Raw genomic sequence first — 16,344 nt, forward strand, 5'->3', positions numbered from 1 at the left:
GCGGTCGGGGGCACCGCTCACGAGAACGGTCCGGGCTTGACGAGCTTGCGCGCCGTCTCCTCGTCGACCGGCCCCTCGCCGAAGGACGGGCACAGCCGCGCCAGCGGGCACGCCCCGCAGGCGGGACGGCGCGCGTGGCAGATCCGGCGGCCGTGCCAGATCAGCCTGTGGGACAGCATCGTCCAGTCCTTGCGCGGGATGAGGGCGCCGATCTCCTCTTCCACCTTCACGGGGTCGTCTTCGGCCGTCCAGCCGAAGCGCCGGGCCAGGCGGCCGAAGTGGGTGTCGACGGTGATGCCGGGGACGTCGAACGCGTTGCCCAGGACGACGTTGGCCGTCTTGCGCCCGACGCCGGGCAGCTTGACGAGGTCTTCGAGGCGGCCGGGGACCTCGCCGTCGAACTGGTCGCGCAGCGCGGCCGACAGGCCCATGACCGACTTGGTCTTGGCGCGGAAGAACCCGGTGGGCTTCAGGATCGCCTCGACGTCCTCGGGGTCGGCGGCGGCCAGGTCCTCAGGGGTGGGGTACTTGGCGAACAGCGCGGGCGTGGTCAGGTTGACCCGCATGTCGGTGGTCTGCGCCGACAGCACGGTCGCGACCAGGAGCTGGAACGGGGTGCCGAAGTTCAGCTCGCAGTGCGCGTCGGGGTAGGTCTCGGCCAGGATCCGGTTGATCCGGCGCGCCCGCCGCACCAGCCCCAGCCGCGTCTCGTCCTTCCACTTACGAGCCCGCGCCTTCGGGGTCGACTCCGTCGCCATACCGGCCAGCCTAGAGCCTCGCGGCCTCGTTCCGGCCGAACGAGAAAGTCGCGCCGACCCGCGTAATCGGTGCGGGGGCGGGCCGTCTCTCCGGGCACGACGTCCCCGAAGGAGATCTCATGTCCGACCTCAGCCAGGTGGTCCGCCTTCCGGTGCGGCGGATCGAGCTCGACCTGTCGTTCGAGGGCGCCGCCCGGATCGCGGGTGATCTTCGCGAGCACGTTCCGGGCATCGCCGCGGAGGCGGTGCGCCTGATCCAGAGGCGGCTGCCGGAGTTCGTCCGGCCGCACGATCCCCGCTACGCCAAGGCGATGCAGCTGGGCGTGGAGTGCGCCATCGGGCACTTCCTGGAGCTGATGGCCGACCCGGCCGCCCCGTCGGCGGACGTCGTGGAGTTCTGGCGGCAGATCGGGGTCGGCGAGGCCAGCGAGGGACGGACGCTGGACTCCTGGCAGGCGGCGACGCGGATCGGGACGGGCCTGGCCGTCGAGCGGCTCACCGACCGCGCCGAGCGGATGGGCTGCCGGACGAGCCCGGCGATCATCGCGGCCATCGCCAACGCCGCACTCGACTACCTGAACCAGCTGGCGGCGATCGTCGCCGAGGGCCACGCGGACGCCGCCGCGCGGGCCGCGGGCGCCCTCCAGGACCACCGGCGGCACCTGCTCGACCTGCTGCTGAACGGCGCTTCCACGGCGGACCTGAAGGGGGCCGCCCGCGAGGCGGACTGGCCGCTGCCTCGCGCGTTAGCGGCCGTCGCCCTCCGCGAGCACGGCTCCGACGCGCGGCACCCGGCGCTGCCGCCGGACGTCCTGATGGGCCTGCACCTGGGGGAGCCCTGCCTGATCGTCCCGGATCCGGAGGGCCCCGGCCGCGCCCGGATGCTGGAGCGGCAGCTGCACGGCTGGACGGCCGCGATCGGCCCGGCGGGCGGGATCGGCGAGGTCGGGTCGTCCCTGCGGCTGGCGCGCGAGACCCTGGCCCTGGCCTGCCAGGGCCTGATCGGCGGCGCGACGCCCATCCCGGCCGAGCGGCACATGCCGATCCTGGTGATGATGCGGGAGCGGGCGCTGGTGGAGAAGGTGATCGCCCGCAGGCTCGCGCCGCTGCTCGGCGCGCGTCCGGCGCAGCGCTACCGGCTCGCCGAGACGCTGCTGGCCTGCCTGGAGCACGGGTTCAACGCCACGGAGGTGTCCGGTCACCTGCACCTGCACCCGCAGACCGTCCGGTACCGGCTGCGGCAGCTCGACGATCTGTTCGGGGACGCCGTGCACGCGACGTCGGACCGGCTGGAGCTGCACATGGCCCTGCGCGCGTGGCTCGCCCTCAACGCCGAGCCCGCCCCCGAGTCCGCCGGTACGCGCGACCGCCTGAGCTACGGCTGACCGCCGACAGGGTCAGCCTGTGCGGTCAGCCGGGGGGTCAGCCGGTGGCCTCGACGGCCCAGCCCTGGGCGGCCATGCCCGCGTAGGAGGACGGTTTCAGCGTCACCGGCTTCAGACCCGACCAGCTCGCCTGGAGGTAGTAGCCGTCGCCGTTGGCGAGCCGGTAGACCGACGGCGCTACCCGCACCAGCCTCCAGACCTGGTTCGAGCCGCCGCAGGCGGCCATGACCACCGAGTACTCGCTTCCGCCCTCCCACGGGACGCCCGCGGCGGGCGTCCCGCGGCTCAGGCATCGGGCGGTGGAACTGCTCGTCAGCGTGAAGCCGCCGGCGGTGTTCCTGCGCTTCCACCCGGTCGCCGGGTCGGTGCAGGAGCGCTGCACGACGGACGTCCCGCTGGGCGCCAGGCACGATTGCAGCGTCGTGCTCCGCACGCGGAAGGGGCCCGCACCGGACGATGCCGCGCCGTCGCCACCACCTCCGGGGACCCGGGCGCCGCTACCGGGTGACCGGGTGCCGACGGTGTAGTCGGGCCGGGCGACGTCCTCCGGTGCCGAGCCGGCCGGAGTGGGCGTCGTGGGCGGCGGTGCGGCGCGCGGGTCCTCCCCCGGACCGCCGCCGACCGTGGTGAACAGGATGATCGCGATGCCGGTGGCGACGCCGCCGGCCACCGCGGCCGGAAGGGTCCAGCCGGGCAGGGACGCCGCGGGGGCGAGGGGCCCGAGAGGGCCGAGGGACGCCGACGGCGCCCCCAGCAGGACGGCGCCGACGGGCAGGGCCCGCCGCAGCCGCCCGTTGATGTCGGCCATCTCCTTGGAGGCCCGCCGGCACTCCTCGCAGGACTCCAGGTGCTGGCGCAGGGCGCGGCTGCGCCGGCGTCCGGGACGGCGGACGCTCGCGGCGAGCTGGGCGGTGAACTCCGCGCATTCGGGACGTCCCCCGGAGCCGGCGACGAGGAACGCCTGCCGGAGCCCTTCGCGCGCCCGGAACGCGAGCTGGGAGACGGCGCCCTTCTCCATGCCGAGCAGCTCCGCGACCTGCCCGACGGGCTCGTCCTCGATGACCGTGTACCAGAGGACGGTCTGCCACCGTTCGGGCAGCGACCGGAAGGCGCGGACGAGCGCGTCCAGTTCGTCGACGTCCGGTGGCTCCTCCTCGGAGTCCGACGCCCACTCGGCGACCTCGTCGGTCACGACGGTGCGACGGGCGCCGCGCGCCCAGTCGGTGGCCGTGTTCCGCACGACGGTGTAGAGGTAGGGCCTGCAGGCGTCCCGGGGCCCGCCGCCCTGGCGCATCGCCGCGAACGTGCGGGTGAACGCCTCGCTCGTCAGGTCCTCGGCGAGGTGCTGGTCGCGGACCAGCCCGCGCGCGTACCGCAGGACCGCCGTGTGGTGCCGCCGGAACAGCTCGTCCGAGGCCTCTTCGTCGCCCTCCCCGGCGGCCGCCAGAAGGTCGGCGTCCGGCCGCGTTCCCACGCCCGCTACCACCACGCCATCCAACCCAAGGCACGCATCTCACCACAACCTTCGGAGGTCGCTTGCTCACCGCAGGAGTAGACACCCGACTCGCGCCCGTATTACGTGGATTTGTGAACAATCTTAAAAAGACAACCCTGTTCCCCAGTGTTAGGGTCACCGCATGATCCTGGACTCGTCCCGCTGGACGGCGACCCTCGCCGGACGGCGCGTGCTGATCACCGGCGCCGCGCGGGGGATCGGCGCGGCGCTCGCCGCCCGGCTGCACGAACGCGGCGCGCGCGTGGCGGTCGCCGGGCTGGAGCCCGACCTCCTCTCGGACGTCGCCGCCGGGTGCGGGACGGCGCCCTGGTGGACGTGCGACGTGACCGACCGCGGCACGGTCGAGGACGTCGTCGACGGCGCCGTCCGGGAACTGGGCGGCCTGGACGTGGTCGTCGCCAACGCGGGCGTGGCCGCGCAGATGCCGGTCATCGGCGGCGACCCGTCCGTCATGGAGCAGAGCCTGCGGGTCAACGTGCTGGGCGTCTACAACACGCTGCGCGCGGCCGGGCCCCACCTCAGCCATGAACGCGGCTACGCGCTGGCCGTGTCGTCCCTGGCCGCGGCCGTCAACGCGCCCCTGCTGGGCGCCTACAGCGCGTCCAAGGCCGCGGTGGAGGCGCTGGGCAACACGCTGCGGGCCGAACTGCGCCCGTGGGGCGCGAAGGCCGGTGTCGCGTACTTCGCCGAGCTCGACACCGACATGACGCGCCGCGGGTTCGGCACCGAGGCCGCGTCCGCCCTGATGGACGCGTCGCCCCGGAGCGGCCTGGCCTTCGGCGTCGCGCCGCTGAAGCTGGGGATCGACGCGCTGGAGCGCGGGATCGCCCGCCGGTCCAGGCGGATCGTCGCCCCCTGGTGGGTGGGCGGCGTCCTGCCGGTCCGGATGGCCGTGCAGCCGGTCGCCGACCACCTCGTCCAGCGCGGGCTGCGCGACATCCTGGAGATCGCCAGGAACGAGCGGGTCGAGCTGACCACGCCGCAGCCGGATCCCGAGCGGTGACGGCGCCCCGTGCCACTCCCGGCGGCATCCGCGAGGTGGGAGTGGTCAACTGGCTCGCCTGCCGCGCCGCGGGCCGCGCCGCCGGAACCGGGCCGCCGAACCTGTTCCTGACCCTGGCGCGCCGCCGCGGGCTGTTCCGCGGCTGGCTGTGGTTCGCCGGGCGGCTCATGCCCGGCGGCACCCTGCCGCGCCGGGACACCGAACTGGTGATCCTTCGCGTCGCGCACCTGCGCGACTGCCACTACGAGTTCGGCCACCACGTCCGGCTCGCGCGCCGCGCGGGCGTGCGCGAGCCGGACGTGGAACGCCTCAAGGCCGGTCCGGACGCCGGCGGGTGGACGCCGCGCGAGCGCGCGATCCTCACCGCCGCCGACCGCCTCCACGCCGAGCAGGACCTGGACGACGAGACCTGGACGCGGCTGCGCACCCACCTCACCGAGGGCGAGTGCGTCGAGCTGACCATGCTCGCCGCCCACTACGAGATGCTCGCGACCGTGATCACGACGCTGCGCGTCCAGCCCGACCGGCCCCGCCGCCCCGCCGGAGGCCGCTGACCGGCACGTCCGAGGAGGCCCCCATGCGCACCCGAGTCCTCGCGCTCACCCTGACCCTCACCGCGACCTCCGCGGGACTCGCCATGCCCGCCCACGCGGCGGGACGGGCGGTCCGCTTCACCGACTCCGGCGGCGTCCACGTCGTGAACGTGCGGCGCATCGACGACCGCCAGTACGCGCTCCGCGTCAGCACGGCCGCGCTGGGGCGGGCCGTGGACGTGCGCGTCCTGCTGCCGACCGGCTACGACCGCCGTCCCGGCGCCCGCTTCCCCGTCCTGTACCTGTTCCACGGAACGTCCGGACGCGCCTCCGACTGGGTCGCCCGCGGCGACGCCGAGCGGACCACCGCCGGTAGGCCGCTGATCACCGTCATGCCGGACGGGGGCTTCGACGGCAACGGCGGCGGCTGGTACACCGACTGGGCCGACCCGCGCACCAGGCTCGGTCCGTCCAGGTGGGAGACCTTCCACGTCACCCAGCTCATCCCCTGGATCGACCGGAACCTGCGCACCGTCTCCCGGCGGGAGGGCCGGGCCGTCGCGGGCCTGTCGCAGGGCGGCTTCGGGGCGATGAGCTACGCCGCCCGCCACCCCGCGCTGTTCGTGTCCGCCGCGTCGTTCTCGGGGGCGCCCGACATCGCCTACGACCCGGTCGTCTCCGTCGGCGCGACCGGGATCGTGTCCTACGTCGCGGCCTTCGACAACGGCGTGAACCCCGACGCGATCTTCGGCTCCCGGCTCGCGAACGCGGCCGGCTGGCGCGGGCACGACCCGGCGACCCTCGCGCCCAACCTGCGCGGGATGCGGCTCGCGCTCCACACCGCCACCGGTCTCCCGGGGCCGCTCGACCCGCCCGTCCCCGACCCGGCCGCGATCGGCATCGAGGCCCTCGCGCACGCCTCGACCGCCAGCTTCCACCGGCGGCTGGAAGCGCTGGAGATCCCCAGCCACTACGACGACTACGTGCTCGGTACCCACACCTTCCCGTACTGGGCCCGCGACCTGCGGCAGCACATGGGCCCGCTGATGCGGACGTTCGCCGCCCCGCCGCGCCCGCCCGCGAAGACCTCCTACCGCTCGGTCGACCCGACCTGGACGCAGTGGGGCTGGACGGTCTCGCTCAAGCGGCCGAAGGCCCAGGAGTTCAGCGCGCTGACGAACGCCTCCGCGACGGGGTTCGCCCTGCGCGCCGCCGGGGCCGCCACCGTCACGACCCCCGCGTCCTACCGCCCCGGCGCCCGCCTCGTCATCGGCGTGACGCGCGGGAGGACGCACAAGGTCATCAGGACCGCCGCCGGGCCGACCGGGCGGCTCACCGTCACGCTCCCGCCCGCGCGCGGCACCGCGACCACGCTGGTGAGCATCAGCCGTTCAGGACGCCCGAGCGCAGCAGCAGGCGCACGTGCTCGATGACCGGGGGCCCGACCGCGCGCAGCGCCGCCATGTCGCCCGCCGCGACGGCCGGCGTCACCATCGAGCTCACCGCCGACACGATGACCTCGCACGCGAACCGGCCGGCGTCGCCCGTCACGCCCATGAGGTCGGCGAGGCCCACCGCCAGCTCGCGCTGGATCTGCGTCCGCCGCCGGACGGCCTCCGGGCCCGCCGCGTACACCTCCACCAGGAACAGCCGCGCGTACCCGGGCTCTGACGCCAGCGCCTCCAGGTAGGCGGTGAAGACGCGCTCGAACCGCTCGGCCGCGCCGCCCTCGCCCTGCGAGGACCTCCGCTCGGCCGCGTCGCCCTCGCCCTCGCCCTGCGAAGCCCTCTCCAACTGCTTCAGCAGCAGCACACCCGCCAGGTTGAAGGCGGCCATGAAGCAGTCGAGCTTGGACGAGTACAGCGCGTAGAAGCTCTGCCGGGACACCCTGGCCCGCTTCAGGACGTCCTCCACCGACGTCCCGACGTACCCTTTCTCCGCCATCGCCGCCGCCATGGCCCCGCACAGCCGGTCGCGGTGCACCCGCTCGACCTCCGAGCGCGAAAGCGCGTGGCGCCCCCTCGGCAGGCGGCGCGGTGTGGGCCCGGGCTCGGACGTCTGCATCCGCTCAGGTTAAAGCACGGCCGCTACCCTGCCCGGGCCATCCCGTAACGGGCGATGAGACCGGTGTGACGGCATTCACCCGGTGGTCCGTACACTGGGCGAACGGGATCGGGGGCGCCCCCCGGGACGGATCACCCCTGGTCCCGCGTTTCGGCGCGCCGTGACCCTGCCTTCACGTACGCGGTGGGACGTACGTCACACTAGGCAAGTAGGTGTTCGAGGAGGAATAGCGTGACCGATCGCGACGTGGACGTTCTGAGCAGAGCTCCGCTCTTCGAGGCTCTCGACGAGCAGGGTGCCAAGGCGCTGCGCGCCAACGTGACCGAGGTGCGTCTCGCCCGCGGACAGACGCTGTTCAACGAGGGCGAGACCGGGGACCGGCTCTACGTCGTCCTCGAAGGAAAGATCAAGCTGACCCGGACGGCGCCGGACGGGCGCGAGAACCTGCTGAGCGTGCTCGGCCCGAGCGAGATGTTCGGGGAGCTGTCGCTGTTCGACCCGCGCCCCCGCACCGCGAGCGCCATCGCGGTCACCGAGTGCCGCCTCGCCGGGCTCGGCCACGACGACCTGCGGCCCTGGCTCACCGGCCATCCCGAGGTCGCCGTGCAGCTGCTCCGCGCGCTCGCCCAGCGGCTCCGCAAGACCAACGACGTGATGGCCGACCTGGTCTTCACCGACGTGCCCGGACGCGTCGCCAAGGCGCTGCTCGACCTCGCGGAGCGCTTCGGCCAGCCGTCGGAGTCGGGCCTGCACGTCCACCACGACCTCACCCAGGAGGAACTGGCCCAGCTCGTCGGCGCGTCCCGCGAGACGGTCAACAAGGCCCTCGCCGACTTCGCGCAGCGCAACTGGCTGCGCATCGAGGCCCGCGCCGTCGTGATCCTCGACATCGAGCGCCTCCGCAAGCGCTCGAAGTAGCCGAGGGGTCAGACGGCCCCGCGCTCGGCGAGGTAGTCGAGCTGGGACTGGACCGACCACTCGGCCGCGGGCCACAGGGACCTGTCCACGTCGGCGTAGACGCGCTCGACGACCTCCCGCGCCGTGCGGGCGCCCGCGGCGACGGCGGCCTCGACCTGGGCGAGGCGCTCGCGGCGGTGGTCGATGTAGTGGTCCAGGACGGCGATGGGGTCGTCCAGCTTGGGCCCGTGACCGGGGAGGATGGTCGCGGCCCCCCTGTCGGCGGAGAACCGGCGGAGCCGGTCGAGCGAGCCGAGGTAGTCGCCGAGCCTCCCCTCCAGCACGGTCGTCCCGTACCCGAGGACGGTGTCGCCGGTGAGGACGGCGCCGTCGGCCGGAAGCCAGAACGTCAGCGAGTCGTCGCTGTGGCCCGGCGTCTCCATGATCCGCAGCTCCAGGCCGCCCGTGGTGACGACGTCGCCCTCCGCGAGGCCCTCGTCGCCGAGCCGGTGCCGGGGGTCCAGCGCCCGCACCCCGACCCCGCCGCCCGCCAGCTTCGCGAACTTCCCGGCCCCCGCGGAGTGGTCGGGGTGCCCGTGGGTGAGCAGGACCAGGCCGACCCGCCGCCCCTGCGCCTCCACCGTCTGGAGGACGCGCCGCAGGTGCTCGCCGTCCTTCGGCCCGGGGTCGACGACGACGGCCTCGGCGGCACCGGGCTCGGCGATGATCCAGGTGTTGGTGCCGTCCAGGGTCATGGCGGACGGGTTCGGGGCGAGCACGCAGGTCGCCCGGTCGGTACCCATCCCGTCGATCTCCGTCATGTCCCCCATCCTGCCCGAGGCGCGATCGGGGTGACGGGCCGGGTTCCAGCCGAGACGCTCCAGCCGCCGGAGCGCGGAGGTGCCCGCCAGCCGCCACAGGAGGGCCTGGGTCAGGGGCACCCGGCGGGACACGTTCTCAGCCCTGCGGGTAGTGCCGCGCGACGCCCTCGGGCAGCACGAGGTAGGCGTCGCCGTCGATGATCTCGGCGACCGGCTCCTGCACGACGATCTCGCGCTGCGCGGCCAGCACGTCGGCCACCGTCGCGAACCCGGCGAGTTCCGCCAGCGTCGCGACCGTCGGCGGCAGCATCATCCACTCGCCGCGCGCCGCCCGCTCGGCGGCCTCCGCCGGGCTCACCCAGGCGACCTGGTCGGCCTCGGTGCTGACGTCCCTCGCCCGCTGACCCGCCGGCATCGCGGCGACGAAGAAGCGGGTGTCGTAGCGCTTGCGCTCGATCTTCGGGGTGATCCAGTGCGCCCACGGGCGCAGCAGGTCCGAGCGCAGCACGAGGCCGCGCCGGTCGAGGAACCCCCCGAACGACTGTGAGCGGTCCAGCAGCGCCTGCCGGTCGGCCTCCCAGTCGTCGCCGCGCGTGTCGTCCACGACCGTCTCCCCGGTCGGGCCGGCGAGCAGCACGAGCGTCTCCTCGAACGTCTCCCGGACCGCCGCGCACACCAGCTCGCGGGCCAGCGTCTCGTCCGCGTCGAACGCCTTGCCCCATTCGGCGGGGGACGGACCGGACCACGCCAGCGCCGCCTCCCCGTCGCGCGGGTCGACCGAGCCGCCGGGGAACACGTAGGCGCCGGGCGCGAACGCCATCGACCGGACGCGGCGCAGCATGAACGCCTGGAGCCCGTGCTCGTCGTGGTCGCGCAGCACGACCACGGTCGCCGCGTCCTTGGCGGCCACCGGGTCGGTCCGGCCTTCCAGGATGTCCTCGACCTGCCCCCGGAACGACTCGGGCAGCTTGAGTCCGTTGGTGATCCCCATGGCGAGCCATTCGGACATACCGAATGGCGTTCCGTCAAGCCCGGCGCCTCACGCCACCTCGGCGATCAGCTCCACCTCGACCGGCACGTCCCGCGGCAGGACGGCGACGCCGACGGCGCTGCGCGCGTGCCTGCCCGCGTCCCCGAACACCTCGGCCAGCAGATCGCTCGCCCCGTTGATCACCTGCGGCTGGCCGTGGAAGTCCGGCGCGCTGGCGACGAACCCGACGACCTTCACGATCCGCACGATCCGCGACAGCTCGCCGACCTCCGCCTTCAGCGCCGCGATCGCGTTCAGCGCGCAGATCCGCGCCTGGCGCGCCGCCTCCTCCGCGCTGACCTCGGCGCCCACCTTCCCGGTGGCGCCCAGCTCGCCCTTGACCAGCGGGATCTGGCCGGCGGTGTAGACGAGCGACCCCGTCCGCGCCGTCGGCACGTAGGACGCGACCGGCGGGACGACCTCCGGCAGTTCGATGCCGAGCTCGCGGATCCGCTCTTCAGGCGTGCTCATCGCGCATTCCTCCTCGTTGAGGTCCGTTACGACGGGGTGTTCCGACGGGCCGCTACTGGACTTCGCGCTTGAAGTAGGCCACGAGGTTCTCGGGGTTCGGCCCCGGCAGGACGGTGACGAGCTCCCACCCGTCCTGGCCCCAGTTGTCGAGGATCTGCTTGGTCGCGTGCACCAGCAGCGGAACGGTCGCGTACTCCCACTTCTTCATGGCCCTCACCCTAGCGATCGGCCGTCCGCCCCGACGGCCTGACCGGCCCCCTCGCCGTACCGCTCGCGCGCCGCGTGGATCTCGTCGATGTGCCGGTCGGCCCACTCCCGGATGGACGTCAGCAGAGGCACGATCCGTTCGCCCAGCCGCGTCAGGGTGTACTCGACCTGGACGGGCACGGACGGAGTCACGCTGCGCGCCACGAAGCCGTCCCGCTCCAGGGAGCGGAGCGTCTGCGTGAGCATCTTCGCGCTGACCCCCGGGAGCGCCCTGCCGACCTCGGCGTACCTGCGTGCGCCGTGCGCCAGGTCGGCGAGGACGAGCATGCTCCACTTGTTGCCGATGATCCCCATCAGCTGGTGGGTGGGGCATCCGTCCATGTAGACGTCGAACGCCGCCTTCTCCTGCTCGCGACGCTCCGCCGCCGTCATCGTGGCCATGCCGCGGGTTCACCTCCGGGTGCCGAACGCACTCCGAAGTAACTTCTTCCGGCCCGCGGCTGTTCCGGCGACAGTGGCCGGTGCGGGGCCTCTCCCGCACATGAACCCACTTCGTCCGAGGAGTCACCGCCATGCGCGCGATCATCGTGAGGACACCCGGCGGGCCCGGCGCGTTGGAGCTCTCCGACGCTCCGGTGCCCGTCCCGGGGCCCGGCCAGGTACGGATCCGGGTGGCGGCCGCGGCGGTCAACCCGGTCGACGCCGCGACCCGCTCGGGGGCGCTGGCCGGCGCGGGGCTGATGCCGCCGTTCGGCTCGCGGCCCGCGGTCGGCATCGGCTGGGACGTCGCCGGGACCGTCGACGCGGTCGGGGGGCGTGTGACGCGGATCGCCGTGGGCGACGAGGTCATCGGCCTCAAGGACCGGCTCGACGTGCCGCTGGGCGCCTACGCGGACGCGATCGTCCTGGACGCGGACGCCGTCGCGCCCGCGCCGCGGTCGGTCCCGGCGGTCGAGGCGGCGACGATCCCGCTGAACGGGCTGACCGCCCTCCAGGCCCTCGACCTCCTCGGCCTGCCCTCGGGAGCCACGCTGCTCGTCACGGGAGCCGCGGGCGCCGTCGGCGGCTACGCGGTGGAACTGGCCGCCCACCGCGGTCTGCGCGTCGCCGCCACGGCCTCCGCCTCCGACGAGGCACTGGTGCGCGGGCTCGGCGCGGAGATGTTCGTTCCGCGCGGGGCGCACCTGGGGGACGCCGTCCGCGCGCTCGTCCCGGGCGGTGTGGACGGCGCCGTCGACGCGGCCCTCCTCTCGGTAGCGGCCCTCGACGCCGTCCGGAACGGCGGGAGCTTCGCGGCGGTGAACGGCGGTCCGGCCACCCCGCTCCCGCTGCGCGGGATCACCGTCCACAACGTGTGGATACGCGCGGACGCCGCGGCGATGGCCGGGCTCGCGGCGCTCGCGGACGAGGGCCGCCTCACGCCCCGCGTCGCCGGCACGCTCCCGCTCGCCGAGGCGTCCAAGGCCCACGCGCGGCTGGAAGCAGGCGGCCTGCGCGGACGGCTGGTCCTCACCCCGTAGGGCCCTGCGGCGGACCGGCGGGCTGCTCGGCGCGGAGCATGACGCGGCGGAGGAGGTCGGCGAGGGTGCGGCGCTCGGCGGGGTCGAGGGCGCCGAGCAGGCGGGTCTCCTCGACGCCCAGGCCGTCCATCGCCTCGCGCCAGGCGGAGCGTCCGGCGGGGGTCAACTCGACGACGACCCGGCGGCGGTCGGTGGCGGACGGGGACCGGCGGACGAAGCCGCGGCGCTCCAGCGCGTCCAGGCGGCCGGTGATCGAGTTCGGGGGCATGGCGAGGTCGGCGGCGAGCTGGGAGGGCGCGGCGGTGCCGTGCCGCCCGGCGAGCGCGTGCAGCGTGTCGAACTCGTGCCGCTGCAGGCCGGAGGCGGCGAGGAGTTCCTCGCGCATCTGCCGGATGTGCTTGACGAAGAAGACCATCCGGGTCACGGCGCCCTCGATGTCGGGATCGAGGTCGGGCACGATCGGCGCCCACCGCTCCACGTGGTCGTCGGTCCGGTCCCTGTCACCCATGCGGGGATCGTAGTCGCCTTCATCGTTCGATGGAGAATAATTCCCTGGCGATTAGTTCGACAACGAACTATATTGTTCGACCATGACCCACCCCCTGCGCGGCCGGGACTTCCGGCTGCTGTTCGCCGCCCGCGTCCTGTCCCTGACCGGGGACGCCGCCGTCCCCGCCGCCCTCGCGCTCGCCGTCCTGCGGGCGACGGGCTCCACGTCGGCGCTCGCCCTCGTGCTCGGCTGCGCGATGGTGCCGCGCCTGCTCCTGCTGCCCCTCGGGGGCGTCCTCGCCGACCGCCTGAACGCACGCGGCGTCGCCCTCACGACCGACCTCGCCGGTGCCGCGGCGCAACTGTTCGCGGCGCTGGAACTCCTGAGCGGCGAGCCTCGGCTGTGGCACCTCGCCGCCGCCCAGGTGATCGGCGGCGCGGCCTCGGCCTTCCAGACGCCGACCGTCTCACCCTTGATCGCCGGCACCGTCGAGCCCTCCGGGCTGCAGAAGGCCAACTCCCTGATGGGCGTCGCCAACGGCGCCACCCGCCTGGCCGGCCCCGCCCTCGCCGGCACCTTCGTGCTGACCATCGGCCCCGGCTGGACGTTCCTGCTGGACTCGGCGTCGTTCGCCGCGAGCGCGGCGATCCTCGCCCTGGCGCGCGTCCGGCACGTCCCGATCCCGCGGCGCTCACTGCGGGCCGACCTGGCGGAGGGCTGGTCGGAGGTCCGCTCGCGCGACTGGTACTGGACGAGCCTGATCGCGCACGGCGTCTGGAACGGCACGTCCGCCGTCCTGCTCACCCTCGGCCCCGCCCTCGCCGTCGATCGGCTCGGCGGCGAGGGGGTCTGGATCGCGACCGTCCAGGTGGGCGCCGCCGGGCTCGTCGCCGGAGCGCTGCTGGCCGCCCGCGTCCGCCCGCGCCGTCCCGTCCTCGTCGCCAACGTGGGCCTGGCCGCGCTGGCGCTGCCCCTCGCCCTGTTCGCCGTCGCCGCGCCCGCGCCCCTGCTCGTCGCGGCCTACGGGCTGGCGCTCACCGGCCTCGGCGTCCTCAACCCGACCTGGGAGACCGTCGTGCAGATGACCATCCCGCCGCAGGCGCTGGCCCGGGTGACGTCCTACGACTGGCTGCTGTCGCTGGCCGCGGCGCCCCTCGGCTACGCGCTCGCACCGTGGGCCGCCTCCGTCTGGGGCCCCTCCGTCCCGCTGTGGACGGCGGCCGTCCTGGTCGGCGCGGCCTGCCTGGGCACGGCGGCGGTACCGGGCGTCCGGCGCCTGACCATGCCCGTGGCCGCGCCGGACGCCGCGCTCGCCTCACCTCAGCCGCAGGCTCGGTGAGGCGAGCCGGTCAGCGGGGCGGCTGCTCCTCCTCCACGGCCTCCGGCGCGCCGCCGCCGATGCCGCGCCGCTGCTCGTCCTGCGGCGCGGCCACCTCGGACGCCCGGCGCTTGGGCTCGTCCAGCCCGATGACGGGTGGGACGTCCTCGGTCGACTCCAGCGCCGACGACCGCTCCGTGGCCCTGGCCAGCTCCTCCTCGGCCTTCGCGAGCCGCTCACCGAGGTCGGGCTTGCCCTCGCCGCCGTCCTCGGAGCGTCCCGGGCCGCCCGCGGCACGCTCGAAGAACCGCAGGATCTCCACCGGCAGCGGCATGACCAGCGTGCTGTTCTTCTCGGCGGAGACCTCCACGACCGTCTGCAGCAGGCGCAGCTGGAGGGCCGCCGGGTCCTGCGACATGATCTCCGCGGCGGCGGCGAGGCGCTTGGACGCCTGGAACTCGCCGTCCGCGGTGATGATGCGGGCGCGGCGCTCCCGCTCCGCCTCCGCCTGCCGGGCCATCGACCGCTTCATGCCCTCCGGCAGCGACACGTCCTTGATCTCGACCCGCTCGATCAGGATGCCCCACGGCCCCTCGGTGATCTCGTCGATGATCGCCCGCAGCCGCATGTTGATCTTCTCGCGCTCGCCGAGCAGCTCCTGCATGTCGGCCTGCCCGATCACCGACCGCAGCGACGTCTGCGCCACCTGCGACACCGCGTACTGGTAGTTGTGCACGTTCACGATCGCCTTCACCGGGTCGATCACCCGGAAGTACACGACCGCGTCGACGCGGACGCTCACGTTGTCCTGGGTGATCCCGTCCTGGCCGGGCACCCCCATCGTGATCGTCTGCCGGCTGACCTTCTGCATGCGCTCGGCGATCGGCACGATCGCCGTCAGGCCCGGGGTGCGCACCGCGCCGGGCCGCATCTGCCCGTCCCGCTGGACCTGCCCGAACCGGAACACGATCCCGTGCTCGAACTGCTGCACGACGCGGACGGACGACGCCAGGACGATCAGGCCGCCGACGACGACGATCAGCAGGATGACCAGGGCTACCGCTATCATCACGGCACCTCTTTCGCGTGAGGGCCCGGGCCCCGGGAGGCGCCCCCGGAGCTCCGGCGGGCGTCCGGACCGGTCAGGGTCCGGACGGAACCGTCCATAGCACGGTTCACGTTTTCAAGCTAACCGCGCGGGCAGGCCGAATGACAGCGTCCGGGCGGGGGAACCGTGTCAGGGATCACTTGCATGAGGACGACCGCCCTCTCAAGTGTTTGACGAGTGAACGATATGGTCGATCGGGTGAGCGCGAGAGACACCGACTGGGACGGCGTACGCCTCCATGTGGTCACCGGCAAGGGCGGCACGGGCAAGACGACCGTCGCCGCCGCCCTCGCCCTGGCCCTCGCCGCCGGCGGCCGCAAGGTGCTGCTCGTCGAGGTCGAGGGACGCCAGGGCATCGCCCAGCTCTTCGACTGCCCGCCCCTGCCCTACGAGGAGCGCCGCGTCGCCGTCGCCCCGGACGGCGGGGACGTCCACGCGCTCGCCGTCGACACCGAAGAGGCGCTCATCGAGTACCTCGAGATGTTCTACAACCTCAAGCGCGCCGGGAAGGCGATGACCAAGCTCGGCATCGTCGACTTCGTCACCACCATCGCCCCCGGCCTGCGCGACGTCATCCTCACCGGCAAGACGTCCGAGTCGGTGCGCCGCAAGAAGAAGGACGGCTCGTTCGTCTACGACGCCGTCGTGATGGACGCCCCGCCCACCGGCCGCATCACGAAGTTCCTGAACGTCAACGACGAGGTCTCCGGCCTCGCCAAGGTCGGCCCCGTCCGCAACCACGCCGACACCGTGATGAAGGTCGTCCGCAGCCCCGAGACCGCGGTGCACTTCGTCACGCTCCTGGAGGAGATGCCCGTCCAGGAGACGATGGACGGCATCCGCGACCTCACCGCGGTCGGGCTCCCGGTCGGCGGCGTGATCGTCAACATGGAGCACCAGCCCGTCCTCACCGAGGACGACCTCGCCGTGGCCGCCGCCGGGGCCCTGGACACCGACGAGATCGTCCGCGGCGTGAAGGCCGCCGGCCTGGAGCACGACGCCGAGGCGATCGCCGCCGTCCTCGCCGGGGAGGCCGTCGACCACGCCCGCCGCACCGCCCTCCAGCGCCGCGAGAAGGAGCGCCTGGACTCCGTCGACCGGCCTCGCTACACCCTCCCCCAGCTCTCCGACGGCATGGACCTGGCGGGCCTCTACGACCTGGCCGCCGCCCTCCGCGACCAGGGCGCCGCATGACCGCCCCCGCCCACGCCTCCGGCCGCGGC

General features: G+C 74.0%; 18 protein-coding genes. 8 read left to right on the plus strand and 10 right to left on the minus strand.

Annotation, left to right across the window (positions count from 1 at the left end; all coding sequences use genetic code 11):
* Positions 1-17: 17 nt before the first annotated feature.
* A complete protein-coding gene (nth, locus tag BJ999_RS40935; RefSeq protein ID WP_179838197.1) occupies positions 18-758 on the minus strand; it encodes an endonuclease III in 741 nt (246 codons plus the stop codon).
* Between the two features lie 119 nt (positions 759-877).
* Between nth and BJ999_RS40940 the strand changes: the two genes are divergently transcribed.
* On the plus strand, positions 878-2,143 hold the full coding sequence (locus BJ999_RS40940) for a PucR family transcriptional regulator (protein ID WP_179838198.1): 1,266 nt from the start codon (positions 878-880) through the stop codon (positions 2,141-2,143).
* 37 nt (positions 2,144-2,180) lie between these two features.
* Here the strand turns inward: BJ999_RS40940 and BJ999_RS40945 are convergent, their stop codons facing one another.
* Positions 2,181-3,617 carry a sigma-70 family RNA polymerase sigma factor gene (locus BJ999_RS40945; RefSeq protein ID WP_179838199.1) on the minus strand — a complete coding sequence of 479 codons (1,437 nt, stop codon included), beginning with the start codon at positions 3,615-3,617 and terminating at the stop codon, positions 2,181-2,183.
* 163 nt (positions 3,618-3,780) lie between these two features.
* On the opposite strand from BJ999_RS40945, the gene BJ999_RS40950 reads away from it, so the two are divergent.
* From BJ999_RS40950 to BJ999_RS40960, 3 genes are read left to right on the plus strand one after another with little or no spacing between them, the layout of a single operon-like run.
* A complete protein-coding gene (locus tag BJ999_RS40950; protein WP_179838200.1) occupies positions 3,781-4,662 on the plus strand; it encodes an SDR family NAD(P)-dependent oxidoreductase in 882 nt (293 codons plus the stop codon).
* Complete coding sequence (locus BJ999_RS40955) at positions 4,659-5,216, plus strand: carboxymuconolactone decarboxylase family protein (RefSeq protein ID WP_179838201.1); 558 nt, start codon at positions 4,659-4,661, stop codon at positions 5,214-5,216. The genes BJ999_RS40950 and BJ999_RS40955 overlap by 4 nt, the downstream gene beginning before the upstream one ends.
* A 23-nt stretch (positions 5,217-5,239) precedes the next feature.
* Positions 5,240-6,628, plus strand: a complete 1,389-nt coding sequence (locus tag BJ999_RS40960) for an alpha/beta hydrolase (protein WP_179838202.1) — start codon at positions 5,240-5,242, stop codon at positions 6,626-6,628.
* Here BJ999_RS40960 and BJ999_RS40965 read toward each other — a convergent pair.
* The gene (locus BJ999_RS40965; protein ID WP_179838203.1) at positions 6,579-7,259 is read right to left on the minus strand and encodes a TetR/AcrR family transcriptional regulator; all 681 of its coding nucleotides are present in this window, start codon (positions 7,257-7,259) and stop codon (positions 6,579-6,581) included. The two genes, BJ999_RS40960 and BJ999_RS40965, sit on opposite strands and share 50 nt — an antisense overlap.
* Before the next feature lie 231 nt (positions 7,260-7,490).
* On the opposite strand from BJ999_RS40965, the gene BJ999_RS40970 reads away from it, so the two are divergent.
* A complete protein-coding gene (locus tag BJ999_RS40970; protein WP_021591516.1) occupies positions 7,491-8,177 on the plus strand; it encodes a Crp/Fnr family transcriptional regulator in 687 nt (228 codons plus the stop codon).
* Positions 8,178-8,185: 8 nt separating this feature from the next.
* On the opposite strand, the gene BJ999_RS40975 is transcribed toward BJ999_RS40970, so the two are convergent.
* From BJ999_RS40975 to BJ999_RS40995, 5 genes are read right to left on the minus strand one after another with little or no spacing between them, the layout of a single operon-like run.
* Positions 8,186-9,109 carry an MBL fold metallo-hydrolase gene (locus tag BJ999_RS40975; protein WP_229810050.1) on the minus strand — a complete coding sequence of 308 codons (924 nt, stop codon included), beginning with the start codon at positions 9,107-9,109 and terminating at the stop codon, positions 8,186-8,188.
* Positions 9,110-9,113: 4 nt separating this feature from the next.
* Entirely contained in the window at positions 9,114-9,986 is an 873-nt protein-coding gene (locus tag BJ999_RS40980; protein ID WP_373292676.1) for an NUDIX hydrolase, read from the minus strand.
* Between the two features lie 30 nt (positions 9,987-10,016).
* Positions 10,017-10,478 (minus strand): RidA family protein, encoded by a 462-nt coding sequence (locus BJ999_RS40985; protein ID WP_179838204.1) that lies wholly within the window; start codon positions 10,476-10,478, stop codon positions 10,017-10,019.
* 52 nt (positions 10,479-10,530) lie between these two features.
* On the minus strand, positions 10,531-10,686 hold the full coding sequence (locus tag BJ999_RS40990) for a Sp36 family protein (RefSeq protein WP_149264350.1): 156 nt from the start codon (positions 10,684-10,686) through the stop codon (positions 10,531-10,533).
* A gap of 5 nt (positions 10,687-10,691) precedes the next feature.
* Positions 10,692-11,126: a winged helix-turn-helix transcriptional regulator gene (locus BJ999_RS40995; protein WP_179838205.1), complete on the minus strand. Its 435-nt coding sequence runs from the start codon at positions 11,124-11,126 to the stop codon at positions 10,692-10,694.
* A 131-nt stretch (positions 11,127-11,257) separates the two neighbouring features.
* Between BJ999_RS40995 and BJ999_RS41000 the strand changes: the two genes are divergently transcribed.
* Entirely contained in the window at positions 11,258-12,205 is a 948-nt protein-coding gene (locus BJ999_RS41000; protein ID WP_179838206.1) for an NADP-dependent oxidoreductase, read from the plus strand.
* Here the strand turns inward: BJ999_RS41000 and BJ999_RS41005 are convergent.
* Positions 12,195-12,713, minus strand: a complete 519-nt coding sequence (locus BJ999_RS41005) for a MarR family winged helix-turn-helix transcriptional regulator (protein ID WP_179838207.1) — start codon at positions 12,711-12,713, stop codon at positions 12,195-12,197. The two genes, BJ999_RS41000 and BJ999_RS41005, sit on opposite strands and share 11 nt — an antisense overlap.
* A gap of 82 nt (positions 12,714-12,795) precedes the next feature.
* Here BJ999_RS41005 and BJ999_RS41010 point away from each other — a divergent pair, with 82 nt between their 5' ends.
* A complete protein-coding gene (locus tag BJ999_RS41010; RefSeq protein ID WP_179838208.1) occupies positions 12,796-14,034 on the plus strand; it encodes an MFS transporter in 1,239 nt (412 codons plus the stop codon).
* A gap of 10 nt (positions 14,035-14,044) precedes the next feature.
* On the opposite strand, the gene BJ999_RS41015 is transcribed toward BJ999_RS41010, so the two are convergent.
* Positions 14,045-15,082, minus strand: coding sequence for a slipin family protein (locus tag BJ999_RS41015; RefSeq protein ID WP_179839156.1), 1,038 nt, complete (start codon positions 15,080-15,082; stop codon positions 14,045-14,047).
* Between the two features lie 237 nt (positions 15,083-15,319).
* Here BJ999_RS41015 and bagA point away from each other — a divergent pair, with 237 nt between their 5' ends.
* Positions 15,320-16,315, plus strand: coding sequence for an ATPase BagA (bagA, locus tag BJ999_RS41020; protein WP_229810051.1), 996 nt, complete (start codon positions 15,320-15,322; stop codon positions 16,313-16,315).
* Positions 16,316-16,344 lie beyond the last annotated feature (29 nt).

Origin of the sequence: Actinomadura citrea (assembly GCF_013409045.1) — a bacterium.
In the GTDB taxonomy this organism is placed as follows: domain Bacteria; phylum Actinomycetota; class Actinomycetes; order Streptosporangiales; family Streptosporangiaceae; genus Spirillospora; species Spirillospora citrea.

What these genes read in the sequence shown, in the direction of transcription:
- BJ999_RS40985 (WP_179838204.1), bottom strand. Translation starts at nt 10,478, where the DNA reads ATGAGCACGCCTGAAGAGCGGATCCGCGAGCTCGGCATCGAACTGCCG.
- nth (WP_179838197.1), bottom strand. Translation starts at nt 758, where the DNA reads ATGGCGACGGAGTCGACCCCGAAGGCGCGGGCTCGTAAGTGGAAGGAC.
- BJ999_RS41010 (WP_179838208.1), top strand. Translation starts at nt 12,796, where the DNA reads ATGACCCACCCCCTGCGCGGCCGGGACTTCCGGCTGCTGTTCGCCGCC.
- BJ999_RS41005 (WP_179838207.1), bottom strand. Translation starts at nt 12,713, where the DNA reads ATGGGTGACAGGGACCGGACCGACGACCACGTGGAGCGGTGGGCGCCG.
- BJ999_RS41000 (WP_179838206.1), top strand. Translation starts at nt 11,258, where the DNA reads ATGCGCGCGATCATCGTGAGGACACCCGGCGGGCCCGGCGCGTTGGAG.
- BJ999_RS41015 (WP_179839156.1), bottom strand. Translation starts at nt 15,082, where the DNA reads ATGATAGCGGTAGCCCTGGTCATCCTGCTGATCGTCGTCGTCGGCGGC.
- BJ999_RS40980 (WP_373292676.1), bottom strand. Translation starts at nt 9,986, where the DNA reads ATGTCCGAATGGCTCGCCATGGGGATCACCAACGGACTCAAGCTGCCC.
- BJ999_RS40995 (WP_179838205.1), bottom strand. Translation starts at nt 11,126, where the DNA reads ATGGCCACGATGACGGCGGCGGAGCGTCGCGAGCAGGAGAAGGCGGCG.
- BJ999_RS40965 (WP_179838203.1), bottom strand. Translation starts at nt 7,259, where the DNA reads ATGCAGACGTCCGAGCCCGGGCCCACACCGCGCCGCCTGCCGAGGGGG.
- BJ999_RS40940 (WP_179838198.1), top strand. Translation starts at nt 878, where the DNA reads ATGTCCGACCTCAGCCAGGTGGTCCGCCTTCCGGTGCGGCGGATCGAG.
- BJ999_RS40950 (WP_179838200.1), top strand. Translation starts at nt 3,781, where the DNA reads ATGATCCTGGACTCGTCCCGCTGGACGGCGACCCTCGCCGGACGGCGC.
- BJ999_RS40960 (WP_179838202.1), top strand. Translation starts at nt 5,240, where the DNA reads ATGCGCACCCGAGTCCTCGCGCTCACCCTGACCCTCACCGCGACCTCC.
- BJ999_RS40990 (WP_149264350.1), bottom strand. Translation starts at nt 10,686, where the DNA reads ATGAAGAAGTGGGAGTACGCGACCGTTCCGCTGCTGGTGCACGCGACC.